General features: G+C 73.0%; 15 protein-coding genes and 1 pseudogene. 8 read left to right on the plus strand and 8 right to left on the minus strand.

Going from position 1 to position 17,488, the window contains the following annotated elements:
- The first annotated feature begins 117 nt into the window (after nt 1–117).
- Complete coding sequence (locus MCAG_RS05925; protein WP_007072067.1) at nt 118–831, plus strand: maleylpyruvate isomerase family mycothiol-dependent enzyme; 714 nt, start codon at nt 118–120, stop codon at nt 829–831.
- On the plus strand, nt 806–1,489 hold the full coding sequence (locus MCAG_RS05930) for an MBL fold metallo-hydrolase (protein WP_007072068.1): 684 nt from the start codon (nt 806–808) through the stop codon (nt 1,487–1,489). Before MCAG_RS05925 ends, MCAG_RS05930 begins: the two co-directional genes overlap by 26 nt.
- Before the next feature lie 124 nt (nt 1,490–1,613).
- Here MCAG_RS05930 and MCAG_RS30475 read toward each other — a convergent pair.
- Nucleotides 1,614–2,204: pseudogene (locus MCAG_RS30475) on the minus strand (DedA family protein); the annotation flags it as partial.
- A gap of 10 nt (nt 2,205–2,214) precedes the next feature.
- Nucleotides 2,215–2,988 (minus strand): methyltransferase, encoded by a 774-nt coding sequence (locus MCAG_RS05940; protein ID WP_007072070.1) that lies wholly within the window; start codon nt 2,986–2,988, stop codon nt 2,215–2,217.
- A 184-nt stretch (nt 2,989–3,172) separates the two neighbouring features.
- On the opposite strand from MCAG_RS05940, the gene MCAG_RS05945 reads away from it, so the two are divergent.
- Entirely contained in the window at nt 3,173–3,376 is a 204-nt protein-coding gene (locus MCAG_RS05945) for a cold-shock protein (protein WP_007072071.1), read from the plus strand.
- Nucleotides 3,377–3,506: 130 nt separating this feature from the next.
- Here the strand turns inward: MCAG_RS05945 and MCAG_RS05950 are convergent, their stop codons facing one another.
- Both MCAG_RS05950 and MCAG_RS05955 read right to left on the minus strand, forming a co-directional pair.
- Complete coding sequence (locus MCAG_RS05950) at nt 3,507–4,022, minus strand: MarR family winged helix-turn-helix transcriptional regulator (protein WP_036372505.1); 516 nt, start codon at nt 4,020–4,022, stop codon at nt 3,507–3,509.
- A 197-nt stretch (nt 4,023–4,219) separates the two neighbouring features.
- On the minus strand, nt 4,220–5,722 hold the full coding sequence (locus MCAG_RS05955) for a DedA family protein (RefSeq protein ID WP_083802203.1): 1,503 nt from the start codon (nt 5,720–5,722) through the stop codon (nt 4,220–4,222).
- Between the two features lie 134 nt (nt 5,723–5,856).
- On the opposite strand from MCAG_RS05955, the gene typA reads away from it, so the two are divergent.
- Nucleotides 5,857–7,725 carry a translational GTPase TypA gene (gene typA / locus MCAG_RS05960; RefSeq protein ID WP_036372507.1) on the plus strand — a complete coding sequence of 623 codons (1,869 nt, stop codon included), beginning with the start codon at nt 5,857–5,859 and terminating at the stop codon, nt 7,723–7,725.
- A 55-nt stretch (nt 7,726–7,780) separates the two neighbouring features.
- Nucleotides 7,781–8,671, plus strand: coding sequence for a serine hydrolase (locus MCAG_RS05965; protein WP_007072075.1), 891 nt, complete (start codon nt 7,781–7,783; stop codon nt 8,669–8,671).
- Between the two features lie 169 nt (nt 8,672–8,840).
- Here MCAG_RS05965 and MCAG_RS05970 read toward each other — a convergent pair whose 3' ends face one another.
- On the minus strand, nt 8,841–9,638 hold the full coding sequence (locus tag MCAG_RS05970) for a tyrosine-protein phosphatase (protein WP_007072076.1): 798 nt from the start codon (nt 9,636–9,638) through the stop codon (nt 8,841–8,843).
- A gap of 44 nt (nt 9,639–9,682) precedes the next feature.
- Between MCAG_RS05970 and MCAG_RS05975 the strand changes: the two genes are divergently transcribed.
- Both MCAG_RS05975 and MCAG_RS05980 read left to right on the plus strand, forming a co-directional pair.
- Complete coding sequence (locus tag MCAG_RS05975; RefSeq protein WP_036372510.1) at nt 9,683–10,780, plus strand: mandelate racemase/muconate lactonizing enzyme family protein; 1,098 nt, start codon at nt 9,683–9,685, stop codon at nt 10,778–10,780.
- 3 nt (nt 10,781–10,783) lie between these two features.
- A complete protein-coding gene (locus MCAG_RS05980; protein ID WP_007072078.1) occupies nt 10,784–11,764 on the plus strand; it encodes an NlpC/P60 family protein in 981 nt (326 codons plus the stop codon).
- A gap of 59 nt (nt 11,765–11,823) precedes the next feature.
- On the opposite strand, the gene MCAG_RS05985 is transcribed toward MCAG_RS05980, so the two are convergent.
- Nucleotides 11,824–12,822 carry a TerC family protein gene (locus tag MCAG_RS05985; protein ID WP_036372513.1) on the minus strand — a complete coding sequence of 333 codons (999 nt, stop codon included), beginning with the start codon at nt 12,820–12,822 and terminating at the stop codon, nt 11,824–11,826.
- A 438-nt stretch (nt 12,823–13,260) separates the two neighbouring features.
- Between MCAG_RS05985 and MCAG_RS05990 the strand changes: the two genes are divergently transcribed.
- Complete coding sequence (locus tag MCAG_RS05990) at nt 13,261–13,554, plus strand: antibiotic biosynthesis monooxygenase (RefSeq protein WP_036372516.1); 294 nt, start codon at nt 13,261–13,263, stop codon at nt 13,552–13,554.
- A 196-nt stretch (nt 13,555–13,750) separates the two neighbouring features.
- On the opposite strand, the gene MCAG_RS05995 is transcribed toward MCAG_RS05990, so the two are convergent.
- Together MCAG_RS05995 and uvrB are read right to left on the minus strand one after the other, a co-directional pair.
- Entirely contained in the window at nt 13,751–14,707 is a 957-nt protein-coding gene (locus tag MCAG_RS05995; RefSeq protein WP_083802204.1) for a DUF5753 domain-containing protein, read from the minus strand.
- A 101-nt stretch (nt 14,708–14,808) separates the two neighbouring features.
- Nucleotides 14,809–16,917, minus strand: coding sequence for an excinuclease ABC subunit UvrB (gene uvrB / locus MCAG_RS06000; protein ID WP_007072082.1), 2,109 nt, complete (start codon nt 16,915–16,917; stop codon nt 14,809–14,811).
- Between the last annotated feature and the right edge of the window lie 571 nt (nt 16,918–17,488).

Genomic DNA, 17,488 nt, shown 5'->3' on the forward strand with positions numbered 1-17,488 from the left:
CACCACCTCCTCCGATCCCCGGTGTCGCGTTCACCGCCGACGGTAGGGGCCACGCCGACTCGCCGAAAGCGATTTCCCCGGCGACGCCGGGGCCGGCGGACCGCTAGGGTTCGAAGCGTGACCGCGGACCCGCTGCTGCTGACCGGTGACCTCGACGACGCCATGGCTCGACTGCTGCGCACCGCCGCCGCCCTCGACGACGCGGACATCGCCGCGCCGTCGGTGCTGCCCGGCTGGAGCCGGGGCCACGTGCTGACCCACCTGGCCCGCAACGCCGACGGGTTCGTCAACCTGCTCACCTCCGCGCGCACCGGCGAGCGCATCCCGATGTACGCCAGCGCCGCCGCCCGCACCGCCGACATCGCCGCCGGGGCGTCCCGCCCGCCCGCCGCCCACCTGGACGACCTGCGCCGCTCGGCGGAACGGTTCGCCGAGGCGGTCGCCGCGATGCCCGTGCAGGCGTGGGCGGCCACCGTGGAGACCCGACGCGGCCCGTGGCCGGCGGCCACCCTGGTCTGGGGGCGGCTGCGGGAGGTCGAGGTGCACCATGTCGACCTGGCCGCCGGCTACGGGCCGGCCGACTGGCCCGAGGCGTTCGCCCAGCGGCTGCTGCACGAGGTCACCACCGACCTGGCCAGCCGGGGCGACGCGCCGGCGATGGTGCTGCGGTTCGACGGCAGCCACCACGCACAGGTCGTCGGCGACCCCGCCGGCGCGCCCACGGTCACCGGTCCCGCCCACGGGCTCGCCGCCTGGCTGATCGGCCGTGCGGCGCGACACGCTCCTCGTCACCCCCGACGGCCCCTTGCGACTCCACCGGAATGGATGTGACTACACATGCTACAGCGGAGACGTCAGCCCGGCGGATCGTCCGGCGTTACGTGAACTCGACGGGCTCACCATCACCAAGGTGTCGGTGGGGCCGATGGACAACAACGCCTACCTGCTGCGGTGCCGCGGCACCGGCGAGCAGCTACTGATCGACGCGGCCAACGATGCGCCCCGGCTGCTGGAGCTGGTCGGCGACGCCGGCCTGGCCACCGTGGTCACCACCCACCAGCACATGGACCACTGGGTGGCGCTGGAGGAGATCGTCGCGAAGACCGGCGCGCGGGCGCTGGTGCACGCCGACGACGCCGCCGGCCTGCCGATCCCGGCGACGCCACTGGCCGACGGCGACACGGTGGCCGTCGGCGACCGTGAGCTGGAGGTGATCCACCTGCGGGGGCACACGCCGGGCTCCATCGCCCTGCTCTACCGCGACCCTGCGGGCGTTCCGCACCTGTTCACCGGCGACAGCCTCTTCCCCGGCGGCGTCGGCAACACGGACAAGGACCCGCAGCGGTTCGGTCAGCTCATCGACGACGTGGAGCACCGGCTGTTCGACCGGCTCCCGGACGAGACCTGGTTCTACCCAGGGCACGGCAGAGACTCAACGATCGGCACCGAACGCCCGTCGCTGCCGCAGTGGCGGGCCCGCGGCTGGTGACCGCCGGCGGCCGGAGCACCCGGCCCCGACGCTCCGGGCTGCGGCGCGCCAGCCCCTGCCGCTCGGGCCGCCGGCGCGTCTGTCGCGGCGGTCGGGCGACCGGGGCGGGCATGCCGGCCGCGCGCAGCCCGCGGCGGGTGACGAGCAGCACCACGCCGGCCAGCAGCAGCCCCACCGCCATGGTTATCAGCAGCGGCGAGACGTCCACCGGCAGCAGTCCGGCCAGCGTGCGGGACAGCGTGCCGAGGGCCACGTAGAGGCCGGCCCAGAGCGCGGCCCCGACGCTCGCGCAGGCCAGGAACCGCCGGTACGACATCCGCAGGCCGCCCGCCGCCAGCGGCAGCAACGCGTTGAACACCGGCAGGAAGGGCGCGACCAGCACCATCCGGCCGCCGCCTCGGCGCAGGGCGGACTCGGCCGCCGCCCATCGGGGCTCCCCGATCCAGCCGCCGACGCGGCTGTGCCGCAGCCGGTCGCCGTAGTGCCGGCCCACGAGGAAACTCAGCGACCATCCGGCCACGCAGCCGGCGACCACGGCGGCGACGGTGCTCGCGGCGGTCGCCGGCCGCCCGACGCTGACCGCGGCGAGGATCGCGACGTCGCCGGGAACCAGCACCCCCACCAGCGGTACGGCGTCGAAGATCATCACCACCCCGACCATCAACACCAACAGGAGGGTGGGCAGCTTTCCGACGTGCTCCGTCCAATCCGCCATGGCCCGTACGCTACGGCCGGTCCGCCATCGGGGACATCGGGTTTGAACCCCCAGCCGACCCTGAACCAGCCTCGGGGTCCGTCCCGCCGAACCGGGGCCGCAGCACCTCCACCTGGCGCACCGAAGAGTCGACGGCCGGCTCGGTGGTGGGCACCCGGTAGCTGGTCACCGCGTCCAGCAGGTTCCGGGGCAGGTGGCCCCGGCCGGGGTCGCCCACCAGCACCCGGCTGCCCCGGGCCGCAGCGCGGCGCAGGAACGGCAGCACCCGGGCGGCCAGCTCCCGGTCGTAGAAGACGTCGCCGGCGACGAGCAGGTCCGCGTCCCCGCCGTCGGAGTCGAGCAGGTCCTCGCCGGTGGCGACGACGGCGACCCGGTTGGCGCGGGCGTTGACGGTGACCGCCGCGACGGCGTACGGGTCGATGTCGTTGGCGACGACCAGGGCCGCGCCGGCCAGCGCGGCGGCGATCGCGACGAGCCCCGAGCCGGCGGCCAGGTCGAGCACCCGGCGGCCGGCGGCCAGCTCGGGGTGGTCGAGCAGGTGCCGGGCCAGGGCCTGCCCACCAGCCCAGGCCGACGCCCAGTACGGCGGGGGCAGGGCGTGGCCCGCGGCGGCCTCCATCCGGGCCCACCAGACGATGGCGTCCTCGGCGAGATGCAGCCGCACCTCGGGCACGAAAGGGGTGGGGACGAGCCGCAGCCGGTCCAGACCCTCGCCGGGCGCGTCGATCTCCCGCTCCAGCACGGTCAGCGCGATGGCTGCGGGACTCCTCACCGGGGCAAGCATGCCGTAGCTGGCCGCCTGTTGGGCGCGTTTTCCCCCGGTCCGCGTCCGGGGCGCGATTATTTTCGGGGTACGCCCTGCGGCACTTCGCCCAGCAGATCCGGCTTTTGACAGTTAGGGTCGGGGAGGTACAGGGCGATCATCGGCCGGCGGTCGGGGGTCACCCGTTTTGAACAGGGAGAGATGCATGGCTACCGGCACGGTCAAGTGGTTCAACTCGGAAAAGGGCTTCGGCTTCATCGAGCAGGACGGCGGAGGTCCGGACGTGTTCGTCCACTACTCGGCCATCGCGACGAGCGGCTACCGGGAACTCAACGAGGGCCAGAAGGTCGAGTTCGAGGTGACCCAGGGGCAGAAGGGCCCGCAGGCGGACAACGTCCGCCCGATGTAGCTCCGTGCCGGTGGCGACGGCCGGGCCGACAACCCCGGCCGTCGCCGCAGCGCACCGCGCCCGCCGCCCGGCGTACGTCCGCCGCGCGGCGGGCGCTTCGTTTCCCCGGCGGGTCAGCGTGTAGGGCGGGTCAGCGCGTAGGGCGGCGCGGTAGCTCCGGGCGGGCCGCCCGGATCTGGTCGCGGTGCTCCCGCATGGCGGCGACCATGACCGTCATGAAGCGGCGCACCACCTCCAGCTCGTCCTCGCTGAAGTCGGCCATCGCCGCGTCGGTGCGGTTCCCGAGCGGCCGGAAGAACTCCATGGCCAGCGCCGCGCCCCGGTCGGCGTAGCGCAGGAAGACCTTGCGGCGGTCGCTGGTGTCGCGATCCCGGCGAACGTGCCCGGCACGTTCCAGCCGGTCGATCAGCGCGGTCACCGAACCGGAGGACAGGTTCAGCTTCTCGCCCAGCCGGCCCGGGGTGATCGGGGTGCCGGCGAACTCGGCGTCCATGACGGCGATGAGGGCGTGCAGGTCGGTGCCGTTGAGCCCGTGCAGGCCGGCGAAGGCGTGCCCGATGTGCTGGGCGTCGATCGAGTAACGCCGCAGGTCGTTGGCGATGTCGGCGACGAGTTGCTCACGGCGGGTGTCTCGCCGCCAATACATGCCGTGCGATGCCACGACGTCACCCTCCTCCCCGTGCCTGCCTCTTGCAGCATAGTCGAGCACCAATAATCTCGCCTATCGAGATACTCGACAAACGTAACCCTGCCCCGGTGACCGGCGCCGGGCGGTACGACGGTGCCGTAGGTGGCGGCACGGTCGCCGCCACCTACGACTACGACGAGGCCAACGGCAAGGGCCTACGGCTGCTCCTGCCGATCATCCTGCTGCTCGTCGGCGCGTTGCTCGTGCTGCTGCTGTGCGGCCTGGTCGCGCCGGCGCTGCCGCGGCGGCGGGGACCCCGCGTCCCCGCCGCCGGTCGGGCCGGCCGCGCCGACCGCCCGTTCCCGGGTCGCCCAGGCGACCATGAACAGCGCGGTCCAGGTCACCCCGAGCAGCACCGACGTGACCGTGCTGCTGGCGGTGCCCTGCCCGAGGTAGAGCCGCGCGCCGCCGATGGTGCCCACCCCGGCTGCGGCGGCCGTCCACACGGCCACCGCCACCGGCCAGCGTGCGCCCCGCGACAGCAGCCACGCCAGGGTGCACAGGCTCGCCGCCATCACCGCGTGCTGCGTCGCGAACAGCACGCCCTCCTCACCCGACGCGAGCCGGCCCGGCGCGACCACGTCGGCGACCACGCCGAGCACCACCAGCGGCAGGAACGCCCCGACCGTGCCCACCACGTCGAGCGGGGCGGCCCGCGAGACCGGCCCGCCGCGCCCCGGGCAGGACCGCTGCCGCCAGGCCCGGCCGACGGCGACCACGGTCACCAACGCGATCAGCACCGAGCCGCGCGACACGGAGACCACAGTGAGCGCGACCTCGGCGGCGCCGGGGGTACGCCGGTCGGCGAACCAGTCGGCGATCGCGTCGTCGACGACCGCCAGCCCACTCCACCGCATCGCCGCCCCGAGCAGCCAGGCGATGGCCGACCCGGCCACGAACAGCAGCACCAGCCCCGCGCCCAGGTTGATCAGCAGCGTCCAGCCGGGGCCGACCCGCATCGCCAGCAGGAAGAACAGCACCCCGTACCGGGCGGACAGCCAGCGCACCGGCGGCAGGGCCGCCGCCCGGGTCAGCAGCGCCCGCGCCGGGTCCGGGTGGCGGCCCAGCCAGCGGCCCACCAGCACCACGGCGAGCACCCCGCCGCACAGCACCAGCACCACGCCGGTGGCCCGCCCGAGCAGCCGGGAGACCGTCTCGTACGATTCCCCGGCCAGGTTGCCCGCCAGCACCGACCCGCCCACCCAGGTCACCACGCCGGCGAGGTTCCACGGTGCGAACCGGCGGTACGGCATGCCCGCCGCCCCCGCCAGGCGGGGCGCGAGGGTGCGCGCGAACGCCACCCAGCGGGCCGTGCACACCCCCCGCCCGCCGAGTCGCTCCAGCAGCGCATCGGCGCGCCGCCACCGGTGCGGCCCGACCCGCGCCCCGAACCCGGAGGCGCGTAGCCGGGGCCCGTACCGGCGGCCCGCGCGGAACGCCAACGTGTCCCCGGTCACCGCTGCGAGAATCATCACCAGCAGGGCGGGGCCGAGCCGCAGCGTGCCGGTGTACGTAAGGAAGCCGACCAGCAGCAGGGTCGCCTCACCCGGCACCAGCAGCCCGACGATCACCGCCGTCTCGCCGGCCACGATCGCCGCGGCGACCAGGTAGACCAGCAAGGGCGGCAGGCCCTGCACCGAGTTCAGCAGATCGCGCACGATGGCCCCCGGCTCACGCCGCCAGCATGCCAGCCGGGTACGGACACCGACAGTCGCACAGTCACTAGATCAGGGAAGCCCGGGGGTGACCCCCGACGCCGCCCCTGATCCGCGCAGGCGGGAGGATGGAGCCCATGCAGCTTCGCACCGACCTCCGCAACGTCGCCATCATCGCCCACGTCGACCACGGCAAGACCACCCTGGTCGACGCCATGTTGCGGCAGGCCGGCGCCTACGGCGCCCGCGGTGAGACGACCGAGCGGGTGATGGACTCGATGGACCTCGAAAGGGAGAAGGGCATCACCATTCTGGCCAAGAACACCGGCGTGCGGTACCTGCCGGCGGACGGGTCGGAGCCGGTCACCATCAACATCATCGACACCCCGGGCCACGCCGACTTCGGCGGCGAGGTCGAACGCGGCCTCACCATGGTCGACGGCGTGGTGCTGCTGGTCGACGCCAGTGAGGGCCCGCTGCCGCAGACCCGCTTCGTGCTGCGCAAGGCGCTGCGTGCCCGGTTGCCGATCATTCTGGTGATCAACAAGGTGGACCGTCCCGACGCCCGGATCAAGGAGGTCGTGGACGACACCTACGAACTCTTCCTCGACCTGGACGCCGACGAGGAGCAGATCGACTTCCCGATCGTCTACGCCTGCGCCCGCGACGGCATCGCCTCGCTCACCCAGCCGGCCGACGGCTCGGTCCCCCAGGACAGCACGAGCCTGGAGCCGCTGTTCCGCGCCCTGCTCGACACCATCCCGCCGCCCGCGTACGAGCAGGACGCGCCGATGCAGGCCCACGTCACCAACCTCGACGCCTCGCCGTTCCTCGGCCGGCTGGCACTGTGCCGGGTCCGGCAGGGCACCATCGCGAAGGGCCAGACCGTCGCCTGGTGCCGCACCGACGGCAGCACCCAGCGGGTCCGCATCTCGGAGCTGCTGATGACCGAGGGCCTGGAGCGCAAGCCCGCCGACTCGGCCGGCCCGGGCGACATCATCGCCGTCGCCGGCATTCCCGAGATCATGATCGGCGAGACGCTGGCCGACGCGGAGAACCCGATCCCGCTGCCGTTGATCACCGTCGACGAGCCGGCGATCTCGATGACCATCGGCACCAACACCTCGCCACTGGTCGGCCGGGTCAAGGGCGCCAAGGTCACCGCCCGGATGGTCAAGGACCGCCTCGACAAGGAGCTGGTCGGCAACGTCTCGCTGCGGGTGCTGCCCACCGAGCGTCCCGACGCCTGGGAGGTGCAGGGCCGGGGCGAGCTGGCGCTGGCCATCCTCGTCGAGCAGATGCGCCGCGAATCCTTCGAGCTGACCGTCGGCAAGCCGCAGGTCGTCACCAAGGAGATCGACGGCAAGACCTGCGAACCGGTCGAACGGCTCACCATCGACGCCCCCGACGACTACCTGGGGGCGATCACCCAGCTCCTGGCCACCCGCAAGGGCCGGATGGAGCAGCTGGTCAACCACGGCACCGGCTGGATCCGGATGGAGTGGCTGGTCCCGGCGCGCGGCCTGATCGGTTTCCGCACCGAGTTCCTCACCGAGACCCGGGGCACCGGCATCCTGCACCACGTCTTCGAGTCCTACGAGCCGTGGTTCGGCGAGCTACGTACCCGCAACAACGGCTCCCTGGTCGCCGACCGGGCCGGCGCGGTCACCGCGTTCGCGATGACCAACCTCCAGGAACGCGGCCAGCTCTTCGTCGAGCCGGGCACCGAGGTGTACGAGGGCATGATCGTCGGGGAGAACTCCCGCTCCGACGACATGGACGTCAACATCACCAAGGAGAAGAAGCTCACCAACATGCGCTCGTCGACCGCCGACGAGACCGAGAAGCTCATCCCGCCGCGCAAGCTGTCGCTGGAGCAGGCCCTGGAGTTCTGCCGCGAGGACGAATGCGTCGAGGTCACCCCGGCCGCGGTCCGCATCCGCAAGGTCGTCCTCGACCAGACCCAGCGCGCCCGCGCCACGGCCCGCCGCAAGCACGCCGGCTGACCCCCTGCCACCGGCCCCCGGTCACCCGGGGGCCGGATCGGCTACCGTCACCGGCATGATCTGGGACGAACTCGACGCCCGTCTCAACGCGCTGCCGGGCACCGTCTCGGCGTACGCGGGCCGCGTCGACGCCCCGCCCACCTGGACCCGCCGCCCCGACGCCACCCACTACGCGGCCAGCACCATGAAGGTGGCCGTGCTGCTGGCCCTGCACCGGGCGACCGAGGCCGGCACCCTCGACCTCGACGCCCCGGTCGAGGTGCGCAACGAGTTCGACTCCGCCCTGCCCGGCGCCCCCCGCTTCGCCTGCGCCCGGCACTACGACAACGACGAGGCGGTCTGGGAGCGGGAGAGCGGGCACGTGCCGCTGCGCTGGCTGGCCGAGCGGATGATCGTGCGATCCAGCAACCTGGCCACCAACCTGTGCCTGCGCCACGTCGGCCTGCCCGCCGTCGCCGACGCCTGGGCGATCGCCGGCGCCCGGCACAGCGTCACCGGGCGCGGCATCGAGGACTTCGCCGCCCGCGAGGCCGGGATCACCAACCTGGTGACGGCGGCCGACCTGGCCGCCCTACTCGGCGGGCTGGCCGCCGGCGCGACCCGCCCCGGCCCCCTCGCCTCCCCCGCCGGATGCACCGCCATGCTCGACGTCCTGTTCGCCCAGGAGTTCCGCGAGGACCTTGCCGCCGGTCTACCCGACGGCGTCCGCGTCGCCCACAAGAACGGCTGGGTACGCGGCGTCCGGCACGGCGCCGGCGTGGTCTACCCGCCCGACGCCCCGCCGTACGTGCTGGTCGTCTGCACCACCGGCGACCCCGCCGGCGGCGAGGCCGCCGACGACACCTGCCGGCTGCTCGCCGACATCTCCGCCCGGGTCTGGGCGGCTCGCCACGACCTGCGCCCGGCCGCAGCGGGCCCCCCGGCCGGACACGACACCGACAGGTGACACAGCGCAAGCAGCGGCACGACGACCCGACCCCGCCAAGAACCCCTCTGCTGTGCACCCACGGACGCGACGGTCACGCAGCGCATGGACCACCGCACCCGCCAACCACCCCATCCGAGTGCGGCGCGGTGCCCGGCCCGTCCCGCGCGCCGGCCTGCGGCGTCGCGGCTCACTCCAGCAGGTTGTCCCGCAGCGCCGCCAGGTGCGCCCCTGTCAGGCCCAGCCCGTCGCGCAGATACGCGTCGAACGAGCCGTACGCCCGCCGGACCTCCGCGTACGCGGCGTCCAGGTATTCCTCCCGCACCTCCATCAGCGGACGGATCGCCGCCTCCGCCAGCTCCGGCTGCCGCGCCCGCATCGCGGTCAGGACGACCTCCTTGAGGCTCTCCGTCTGCGCGTTGGTCTGCAGGTAGTCCGCCCGGATCGCCGCCTCGTCCACCCCCAGCGCGGTGAGCAGCACCACCGACAGCCAGCCAGTACGGTCCTTACCGGCCGAGCAGTGGAACAACAGCGGCAGGTTGCCCGCGTCGGCGGCCAGCCGGGCCGCCCCGCCGAAGCCCGCCCGGGCCGCCTCCCCCGTGACGAACCAGCGGTAGATCTCCGCCATCGCCGCCGGGCTGCCCTGTAGGGCCAGCGCCGTCTCGGCGCGCAGGTCGTGCCCGAGCAGCACCTCCGACACGGCCGTGAAGACCGGGTGCGCCGGGTCGTACACCGGCAGGCGCACCAGCCGGGGCTCGCCGGGCAACCGGTTCGGCGGGGCCGCCGCGATCTCCGAGTCGTCGCGCAGGTCCACCACGCACGCCGGGGCGAGCTTCCCCAGCACCGGCAGGTCGTCGTCGGTCAACCGGCCCAGCGCCGGGGTCCGAATCAGCCGGCCCGCCCGCACCCGGCGACCGTCGGCCCCCACCATGCCGCCGAGGTCACGCGCGTTCGGCGCACCCACCAGCTCCCAGTCTCGCCCGCCCATCCGGCCTCCCCTGTCGTCGCCACGCCCCCTATAGGGTGCCGCACATGACGATCGCCGCGGTACGCACCCACCGGCTGTCCGCGCCCCTGCACACCCCGTTCGTGACCGCGCTGCGCCGTACCACCACCACGGACACCCTGATCGTGGAGCTCGTCGACAGCGACGGGCGGTCCGGCTTCGGCGAGGCCCCGCAGGTGTGGCAGGTGACCGGGGCGTCGCTGGCCGGCGCCGAGGCGTGCGTACGGGAGATGCTCGTGCCGGGCCTGGTCGGCCGGGACGCCGACGACCTCGCGGCCCGGTGCGCCGAGGTACGGCGCGCGGTGGCCGGCAACGAGGCCGCCAAGGCGGCGGTGGACACCGCGCTGCACGACCTGGCCGCACGCCGGCTGGGCATACCCCTGGTGCGATTGCTCGGCGGCACCACACTGCGGGTGCCGACGGACGTCACCCTCGCCGCGGGCGACGCCACCGAACTGGCCGCCGCCGCCCGGCAGCGGTGGGGCGAGGGGTTCTCCGTGCTCAAGCTGAAGGTGGGCACCGACGCGGCGGGCGACCTGGAGCGGGTCCGGGCGGTCCGGGCCGCCGTCGGCCCCGACGTGCGCATCCGGCTCGACGCCAACCAGGGCTGGACCCCCCGCGAGGCGGTCCGGGTGATCCGCGGCATCGAGGACGCCGGACTCGACGTCGAACTGGTGGAGCAGCCGGTGGCCCGCTGGGACCTCGACGGGCTGGCCTGGGTCAGTGACCGGGTCGGCCTGCCGGTCCTGGCCGACGAGTCGGTGTTCGGCGTGCGCGACCTGGTGGAGGTGATCCGCCGCCGCGCCGCCGACATGGTCAACGTCAAGCTGGCCAAGTGCGGTGGACTGCACGCCGCCCGCACGCTGCTGGACCTGGCGGCCGAGCACGGAATCGGCACCATCGTCGGCTCGATGATGGAGAGCCAGGTCGGGCTCGGCGCCGCAGCCAGCCTGGTCGCCGCGTACGGGACCAGCGCCGTCTCCGACCTCGACGCCGCCTGGTGGCTGGCCTGGTCGCCGGTGCGCGGCGGCATCCGGTACGACGGGGCGAGCGTGGTGCTGCCGGACGCGCCCGGTCTCGGCATCACCTTCGCATCTGAAGCAAAGGTTCAGACGTCGGGTTGAGCGATGGCGCTTTCTTTCATAGGGTCGCCGAAGGGACGCCGCGAGCTGGGGGTGGACGTGGAGCTGCAACCAGGCCGCGTGGCCGTCGTCCGGGTCGCGGTCGCGACCCTCTGGTCCTGCCCCGAGGCGGTGCGCCCCGTCGACCGCCCCGCCCTCGACGCGCATGCCGACGTCGCCGCCTGGATCTCCGGCATGGACGCCGACCAGCAGGTCGGCGAGTGCGTGCTGAGCCAACTGCTGCTCGGCGAACGGGTCCTGGTCACCGAGCTGCGCCCGGACGGCTGGGCACACGTCGTGGCCATCGAGCAACCGGCGGCCCAGCTCGACCCGCGCGGCTACCCCGGCTGGCTGCCCACGGGCCAACTCGCCCCGCAACCCGCCGACGCCCCGGTTTTCCCGGCCGCCCCCTGGGTCGTCGACGCGACTGTCACCGCCCTGCGCGCCACCCCGGCCGGGCGGCCGGTCGTCGCCGGCGTCGTCCTCGGCACCCGGCTCACCCCGGCCGACCCCCCGGTGGACGGCTGGCGGCCGGTCCGCGCCCCCGGGCACGACCGGCCGCTCTGGCTGCCCGCCGCGCACCTCGTGCCGGCGCCCACCGCACCCCCGTCCGCGGCGGACGTGCTGGCCGTCGCCGCCCGGCTGCGCGACGTGGCCTACGTCTGGGGCGGAGTGTCGGCGTACGGCATCGACTGCTCCGGCCTGGTGCACCTGGCCTGGCGGCGGTTCGGGGTCGTGCTGCCCCGCGACGCCGCCGACCAGGCCAGCGCGACCACCCCGCTACCGATGGGCGCCGAACGCGCCGGCGACCTCTACTTCTTCGCCCGGCCCGGCCGGCGGATCCACCACATCGGCTTCGTCAGCGCCACCCCGAACACCGGCGCCAACCGGCGCATCCTGCATGCCTGCTACCAGCAGCGCCGGGTCCTGGAGGAGCCGATGCCGGCAGAGCGGACGGCCACCCTGGTCGGCGTGCACCGGGTGTGAGCCGCACGACACGCAAGGGGCGCCCCCGCAACCGGGGACGCCCCTTCGTCGTGGTCGGGTCAGCCGCGCGCCGAGGCCAGCTCGCGCCGCCGGTCCCGGGCCGACTTGATCAGGCTGGCCACGGTCGCCACCGAGAGGGTGCCGAGGATGACCGTCAGGGAGAGCCAGATCGGGATGTGCGGGGCCCAGCCCACCGGTTCCCCGCCGTTGACGAACGGCAGGTGGTTGTCGGCCAGGGCCTCCAACACCAGCTTGACGCCGATGAAGCCGAGCACCACCGCCAGGCCGTAGCTGAGGTAGATCAGCCGATCCAGCAGCCCGCCGAGCAGGAAGTAGAGCTGGCGCAGGCCCATCAGCGCGAAGACGTTCGCGGTGAAGACCAGGTACGGCTCCTGGGTGATGCCGAAGATCGCCGGGATCGAGTCCAGCGCGAAGATCAAATCGGTGGTGCCGATAGCGATCATGACGATCATCATCGGGGTGAACAGCCGTCGGCCCAGCACGTGCGTGGTCATCTTCGCGCCGTCGTAGTCCTTGGAGATGGGCAACGCCTTGCGGCTCCACCGGATCAGCAGGTTCTCGCTGAACTCGTCCTCGTCCGGCTCGCCCTGGCGGGCCAGGTTGACCGCGGTGTAGACGAGGAACGCGCCGAAGATGTAGAAGACCCAGGAGAACTGGGAGATCAGGGCCGCGCCGGCGGCGATGAAACCGCCGCGCATGATCAGCGCCAGCACGATGCCGATGAGCAGAACCCTCTGCTGGTACTGCCGGGGCACCCCGAAGCGGGCCATGATGATCACGAAGACGAAGAGATTGTCCACCGAGAGGCTGTACTCGGTGAGCCAGCCGGTGTAGAACTCGCCCGCCACACCGGGGCCGGAGAAGATCCACAACCCGGCGCCGAACAGCAGGGCCAGCCCGACGTAGAAGGCGACCCAGAGACTCGACTCGCGGACACTCGGCTCATGTGGTCGCCGGCCGATGATCAGCAGGTCGACGACCAGAACCGCTGTCAGTGCGACGAGAGTCCCCGCCCACACCAATCCGGACACGTTCAAGATCTCATCCTCCGGCAGACACACGGCATCGGGCACACCGTACGCCCGCCGGGGCGGGTGGGTGTGGCGACGCGGACACTGGTGGCTGTCGGAGGTCTCTTCCGTCGCCGACCCGCGAGCGGGCCGACAACCTACGGAGCCGGGTCGCGCCGCCGGGGGGCGGTCGACCGTGCTGACGACTCCGTCGCGGGGGAATACTCCCCTCCTACGCGCCCATTGTTCACCATCATCAGGGCAAAGCGCATCTCCGGTTCTCGTACTGAAGCCTCCAATTGGGCCTCTAGTGACGGACATCTCCATGCGCAGGGCATCCTAGGAGGCCATCCCGCAGGTTTCGGCAGCGTCCGCGCGCCCCGGAGGAGGCGGCGGTGCGGCCCACCCCGGTGGACACCGCCACCCCGGCGATCCGTGCGCACGGGAACGTGCGACGCTCTCGGCATGGTGCTTGAGGTTGCGCTCATCGACGTGACGCCCGGACACGAGGACGACTTCGCCGCCGCGTACGCGCGGGGGCACGAGATCCTGGCCGGCACGCCCGGCTGCCGCTCGGTCCGGATGACCCGGGGCATCGAGTCGCCGACGCGGTTCGTGCTGCTGGTCGAGTGGGATTCCGTGGCGGCCCACGAGGAGAACTTCCGCGAGACGGAGCGGTTCCAGCAGTGGCGGGCGCTGATCGGCCCGCACTTCGCCGGCCCGCCGCTGGTCGAGCACTTCGTCGACGTCCCCGCCTGAGGCGCGCGCTCGTCAGAGGCGCGCGCTCGTCAGAGGCGTCGTTCCCGCCGAGGGGCGCCGCCCGCCCGTCCGGTCTTCACCGCGCTCCGCCGCCGCGCCGGGCTTGTCGTACCCCCCGGCTATCGTGCGCTCGCACGCGCGGCCAGCCGGCCCCGGCGGGCTCGGGGGTGCCGGGCCCGGCAGTCGCGCGTCGACATCAGTCCCGTGGCGCGCGGGGCCGGGGCAGCGCCACCGCCTCCTCCGGCCGGGCCCCGACCGGCGACTGCCCACCGAGGCCGCCCGCCGACGGCAACGACGGGTCGTCGGCCAGCCGGGCGAGCAGCGCCGTCGTCTCCGCCGCCGGGAGCGCGGCGTCGAGCAGCCGGTCGACCACCGCGTCGTACCAGGCCAGGTCGGCGGCGGAAACCAACCGCACGTCGGTGGTCAACGCCTCCAGCATCACCGTGCGCGGGTCGGCCGGGTCGGGGAAGGAGTATCGGGTGAACGGGGTCAACGGATGCGCGCCCCCGGCCGTCACCCCGGGCGGGACCACCCGGACCGTCACGTTCGGCTTGCCCGCCATGTTGACCAGGTGGCGCAACTGCTCGCGCCAGATGCCGTCGGGCACGCCGCCTGGGTCGCAGGCCGCGAGTTCCAGCAGCGCCGTGTACCGGGGCGGCTCCGGCCGGTTCAGCACCTCCTGCCGAACCAACCGGGCCCGTACGTCGGCCTCCACATCCATGTCGGGGTGCAGCAGCCGGGCGACCCCGAGCCGCAGCCGCGCGTACGCCGGGGTCTGCAACAATCCCGGCACGACGGCCGGCTGGTACTCCACCACGGTGGCCGCCCCGGCCTCCAGCTCCGCGTAGGCGCGCTGCCGCTCCCCCATCCCGCCGAGCGTCTTCCACCAGCCGCGGCCGGTCGCCGCGTCCCGGGCGATGACGATCAGCGCGTCGCGCTCGTCCGGCGCGACCCGGTAGACGTCCAGCAGATCGAGCACGTCGGCGAGATCCGGCCGGCTCTGCCCCAACTCGATGCGGGACAGCTTGGAGGTCGAGGCCCAGCCCAGCCGGTCGCAGACCTGCTCCAGGGTTAGCTCCTCCCGCCTGCGCAGCAGTCGCAACTCGGCACCGAGTCGCGCACGTCGAATCACCGGACTCGTTGGCAACGGCATCCCCGCCTCCCCAGGACGGAGAGTACGCAGATCGATCACTGGCTGCAATACCTCGCTTGCTTACGGCGACGGCGATCGGCGTCACCGAAAGGACACGACGGTCACTTCACGCCGGCCGCGTCCATCCCCCGCAGCTCCTTCTTGAGGTCGGCTACCTCGTCCCGGATGCGGGCGGCCAGCTCGAACTGCAACTCCCGGGCTGCGGCCAGCATCTGATCGCTGAGCTCCTGGATGAGCTGGGCCAGATCGGCCCGGGCCATCCCCTCCCGCGACGGACCGGTCGCACCGGCCCGGCTACGGCTGCGGGTTTCCTTGACCGGCGCCTTGCCCCGGGACAGCTGCCGCGCCGCGCCACCGACCCGGGTGTTCTCGGTGTCCTCCGCCTCCCGGTAGATGTCGTCGAGGATGTCGTGGATCTTCTTACGCAGGGGCTCGGGGCTGATCCCGTGCGCCTCGTTGTGGGCGACCTGCTTGGCCCGGCGCCGATTGGTCTCCTCGATCGCCTCCGCCATCGACGGGGTGATCTTGTCCGCGTACATGTGCACCTGGCCGGAGACGTTCCGGGCCGCCCGGCCGATGGTCTGGATCAGCGACCGGCTGCTGCGCAGGAAGCCCTCCTTGTCGGCGTCCAGGATCGCCACGAGGGACACCTCGGGCAGGTCCAGGCCCTCGCGGAGCAGGTTGATGCCGACGAGCACGTCGTACTCGCCCTTGCGCAGCTCGCGCAGCAGCTCCACCCGTCGCAGCGTGTCGACCTCCGAGTGCAGATACCGCACCCGGATGCCGTTCTCCAGCAGGTAGTCGGACAGGTCCTCGGCCATCTTCTTCGTCAACGTGGTGACCAGGACCCGCTCGTCCCGCTCGGTGCGCAGCTTGATCTCGTGCATCAGGTCGTCGATCTGCCCCTTGGTGGGCTTCACCACCACCTCGGGGTCGATCAGGCCGGTCGGGCGGATCACCTGCTCGACGAACTCGCCCTGGGCCTGCTCCATCTCCCACCCGCCGGGGGTGGCGGAGAGGAAGACCATCTGCCCCACCCGCTCCAGGAACTCGTCGAAGCGCAACGGCCGGTTGTCGGCGGCGCTGGGCAGCCGGAAGCCGTGGTCGATGAGCATCCGCTTGCGGGAGGCGTCGCCCTCGTACATCCCGCCGATCTGGGGGATCGTCACGTGCGACTCGTCGATGACGGTGAGGAAGTCGTCGGGGAAGTAGTCGAGCAGGCAGTGCGGCGGGCTGCCGGGCTGCCGGCCGTCGATGTGCATCGAGTAGTTCTCGATGCCGGAGCAGAAGCCGACCTGCCGCATCATCTCCAGGTCGTAGGTGGTGCGCATCCGCAGCCGCTGCGCCTCCAGCAGCTTGCCCTGGCGCTCCAGCTCGGCGAGGCGCTCGGCCAGCTCCGCCTCGATGTCGCGGGTCGCCCGCTCCATCCGCTCGGGGCCGGCGGCGTAGTGGGTCGCCGGGAAGATCATCAGGCTGTCGACCTCGCGGACCACGTCGCCGGTGAGCGGGTTGAGGTAGTACAGCTTCTCCACCTCGTCGCCGAACAGCTCGATCCGGACGGCCAGCTCCTCGTACGCCGGGATGATCTCCAGCGTGTCGCCGCGGACCCGGAACGTGCCCCGCTGGAACGCCATGTCGTTGCGGGTGTACTGGATGTCGACGAGGCGGCGCAGCAGTTGGTCGCGGTCGAGTTCCTGGCCGATGGCGACCCGGACGGCGCGGTCGAGGTATTCCTCCGGGGTGCCCAGGCCGTAGATCGCGGAGACGGTGGCCACCACGACCACGTCCCGGCGGGTCAGCAGCGACATGGTCGCCGAGTGCCGCAGCCGCTCGACCTCCTCATTGATCGAGGAGTCCTTCTCGATGTAGGTGTCGGTCTGCGGGATGTACGCCTCGGGCTGGTAGTAGTCGTAGTAGGAGACGAAGTATTCCACCGCGTTGTGCGGCAGCAGCTCGCTGAACTCCTTCGCGAGCTGGGCGCAGAGCGTCTTGTTGGGGGCCAGCACCAGAGTGGGCCGCTGCAACCGCTCGACGAGCCAGGCCGTGGTGGCGCTCTTGCCCGTGCCGGTCGCGCCGAGCAGCACGGTGTTGCGGTCGCCGCGCCGCACCCGACGCTCCAGATCGTCGATGGCAGCCGGCTGGTCACCGGCCGGCTGAAACTCGCTGACGACCTGGAAACGGCCGTCGAGCCGGGGAATGTCGAGCGCCATGACCCCACGGTACGCCGGGGGTCCGACAACCTGGGACGACTACCGTCAGTCAGTGATCGGCTTCGATATTTGCATTGTGTGGTCGATGCCACCGCGCTAGGGTGTGGCCGTAGGCCGCTCGCGGCGGCCGTCCGGGCCGGCGGCCCGGCCCTCGACGGCCGGCTGCCCCCGGCACAGGGGTCGCAGCACCCGGGACATCACCGGCGTGCGCACCCGACGTGGTCGCGCCGAGGCGCAGACCGGCCGCCGCGAGCGCCCCCAGCCTCCCCGTCCGGGTGCCGCGACGGGTCCCAGCCACTCCGCCCCGGGCGTCACCTGTCCCGCGCGCCCGGAGTTCATCCTCGCGTGGAGAACTCCCCCGGACCGACGTCCCGATCCGATCCGCCGGCCCGGCCGGCGTTTCCTCCCGGCGTGGGCCGGGCCCGGCCCACGCCGCCACTCCCCGTCGCCCCCGCCCGGGGCCGACGTGGCGACCGGGGCCCCGCGCACCGCGCCCGAGCGGGTGGCGGGCGCGGAGGCGCAGGCGAGCCCGCCGGGCACCGCCGGACCGCCGTGATCGTCCTGGGGGCGG

Origin of the sequence: Micromonospora sp. ATCC 39149 (genome assembly GCF_000158815.1) — a bacterium.
GTDB lineage: Bacteria > Actinomycetota > Actinomycetes > Mycobacteriales > Micromonosporaceae > Micromonospora.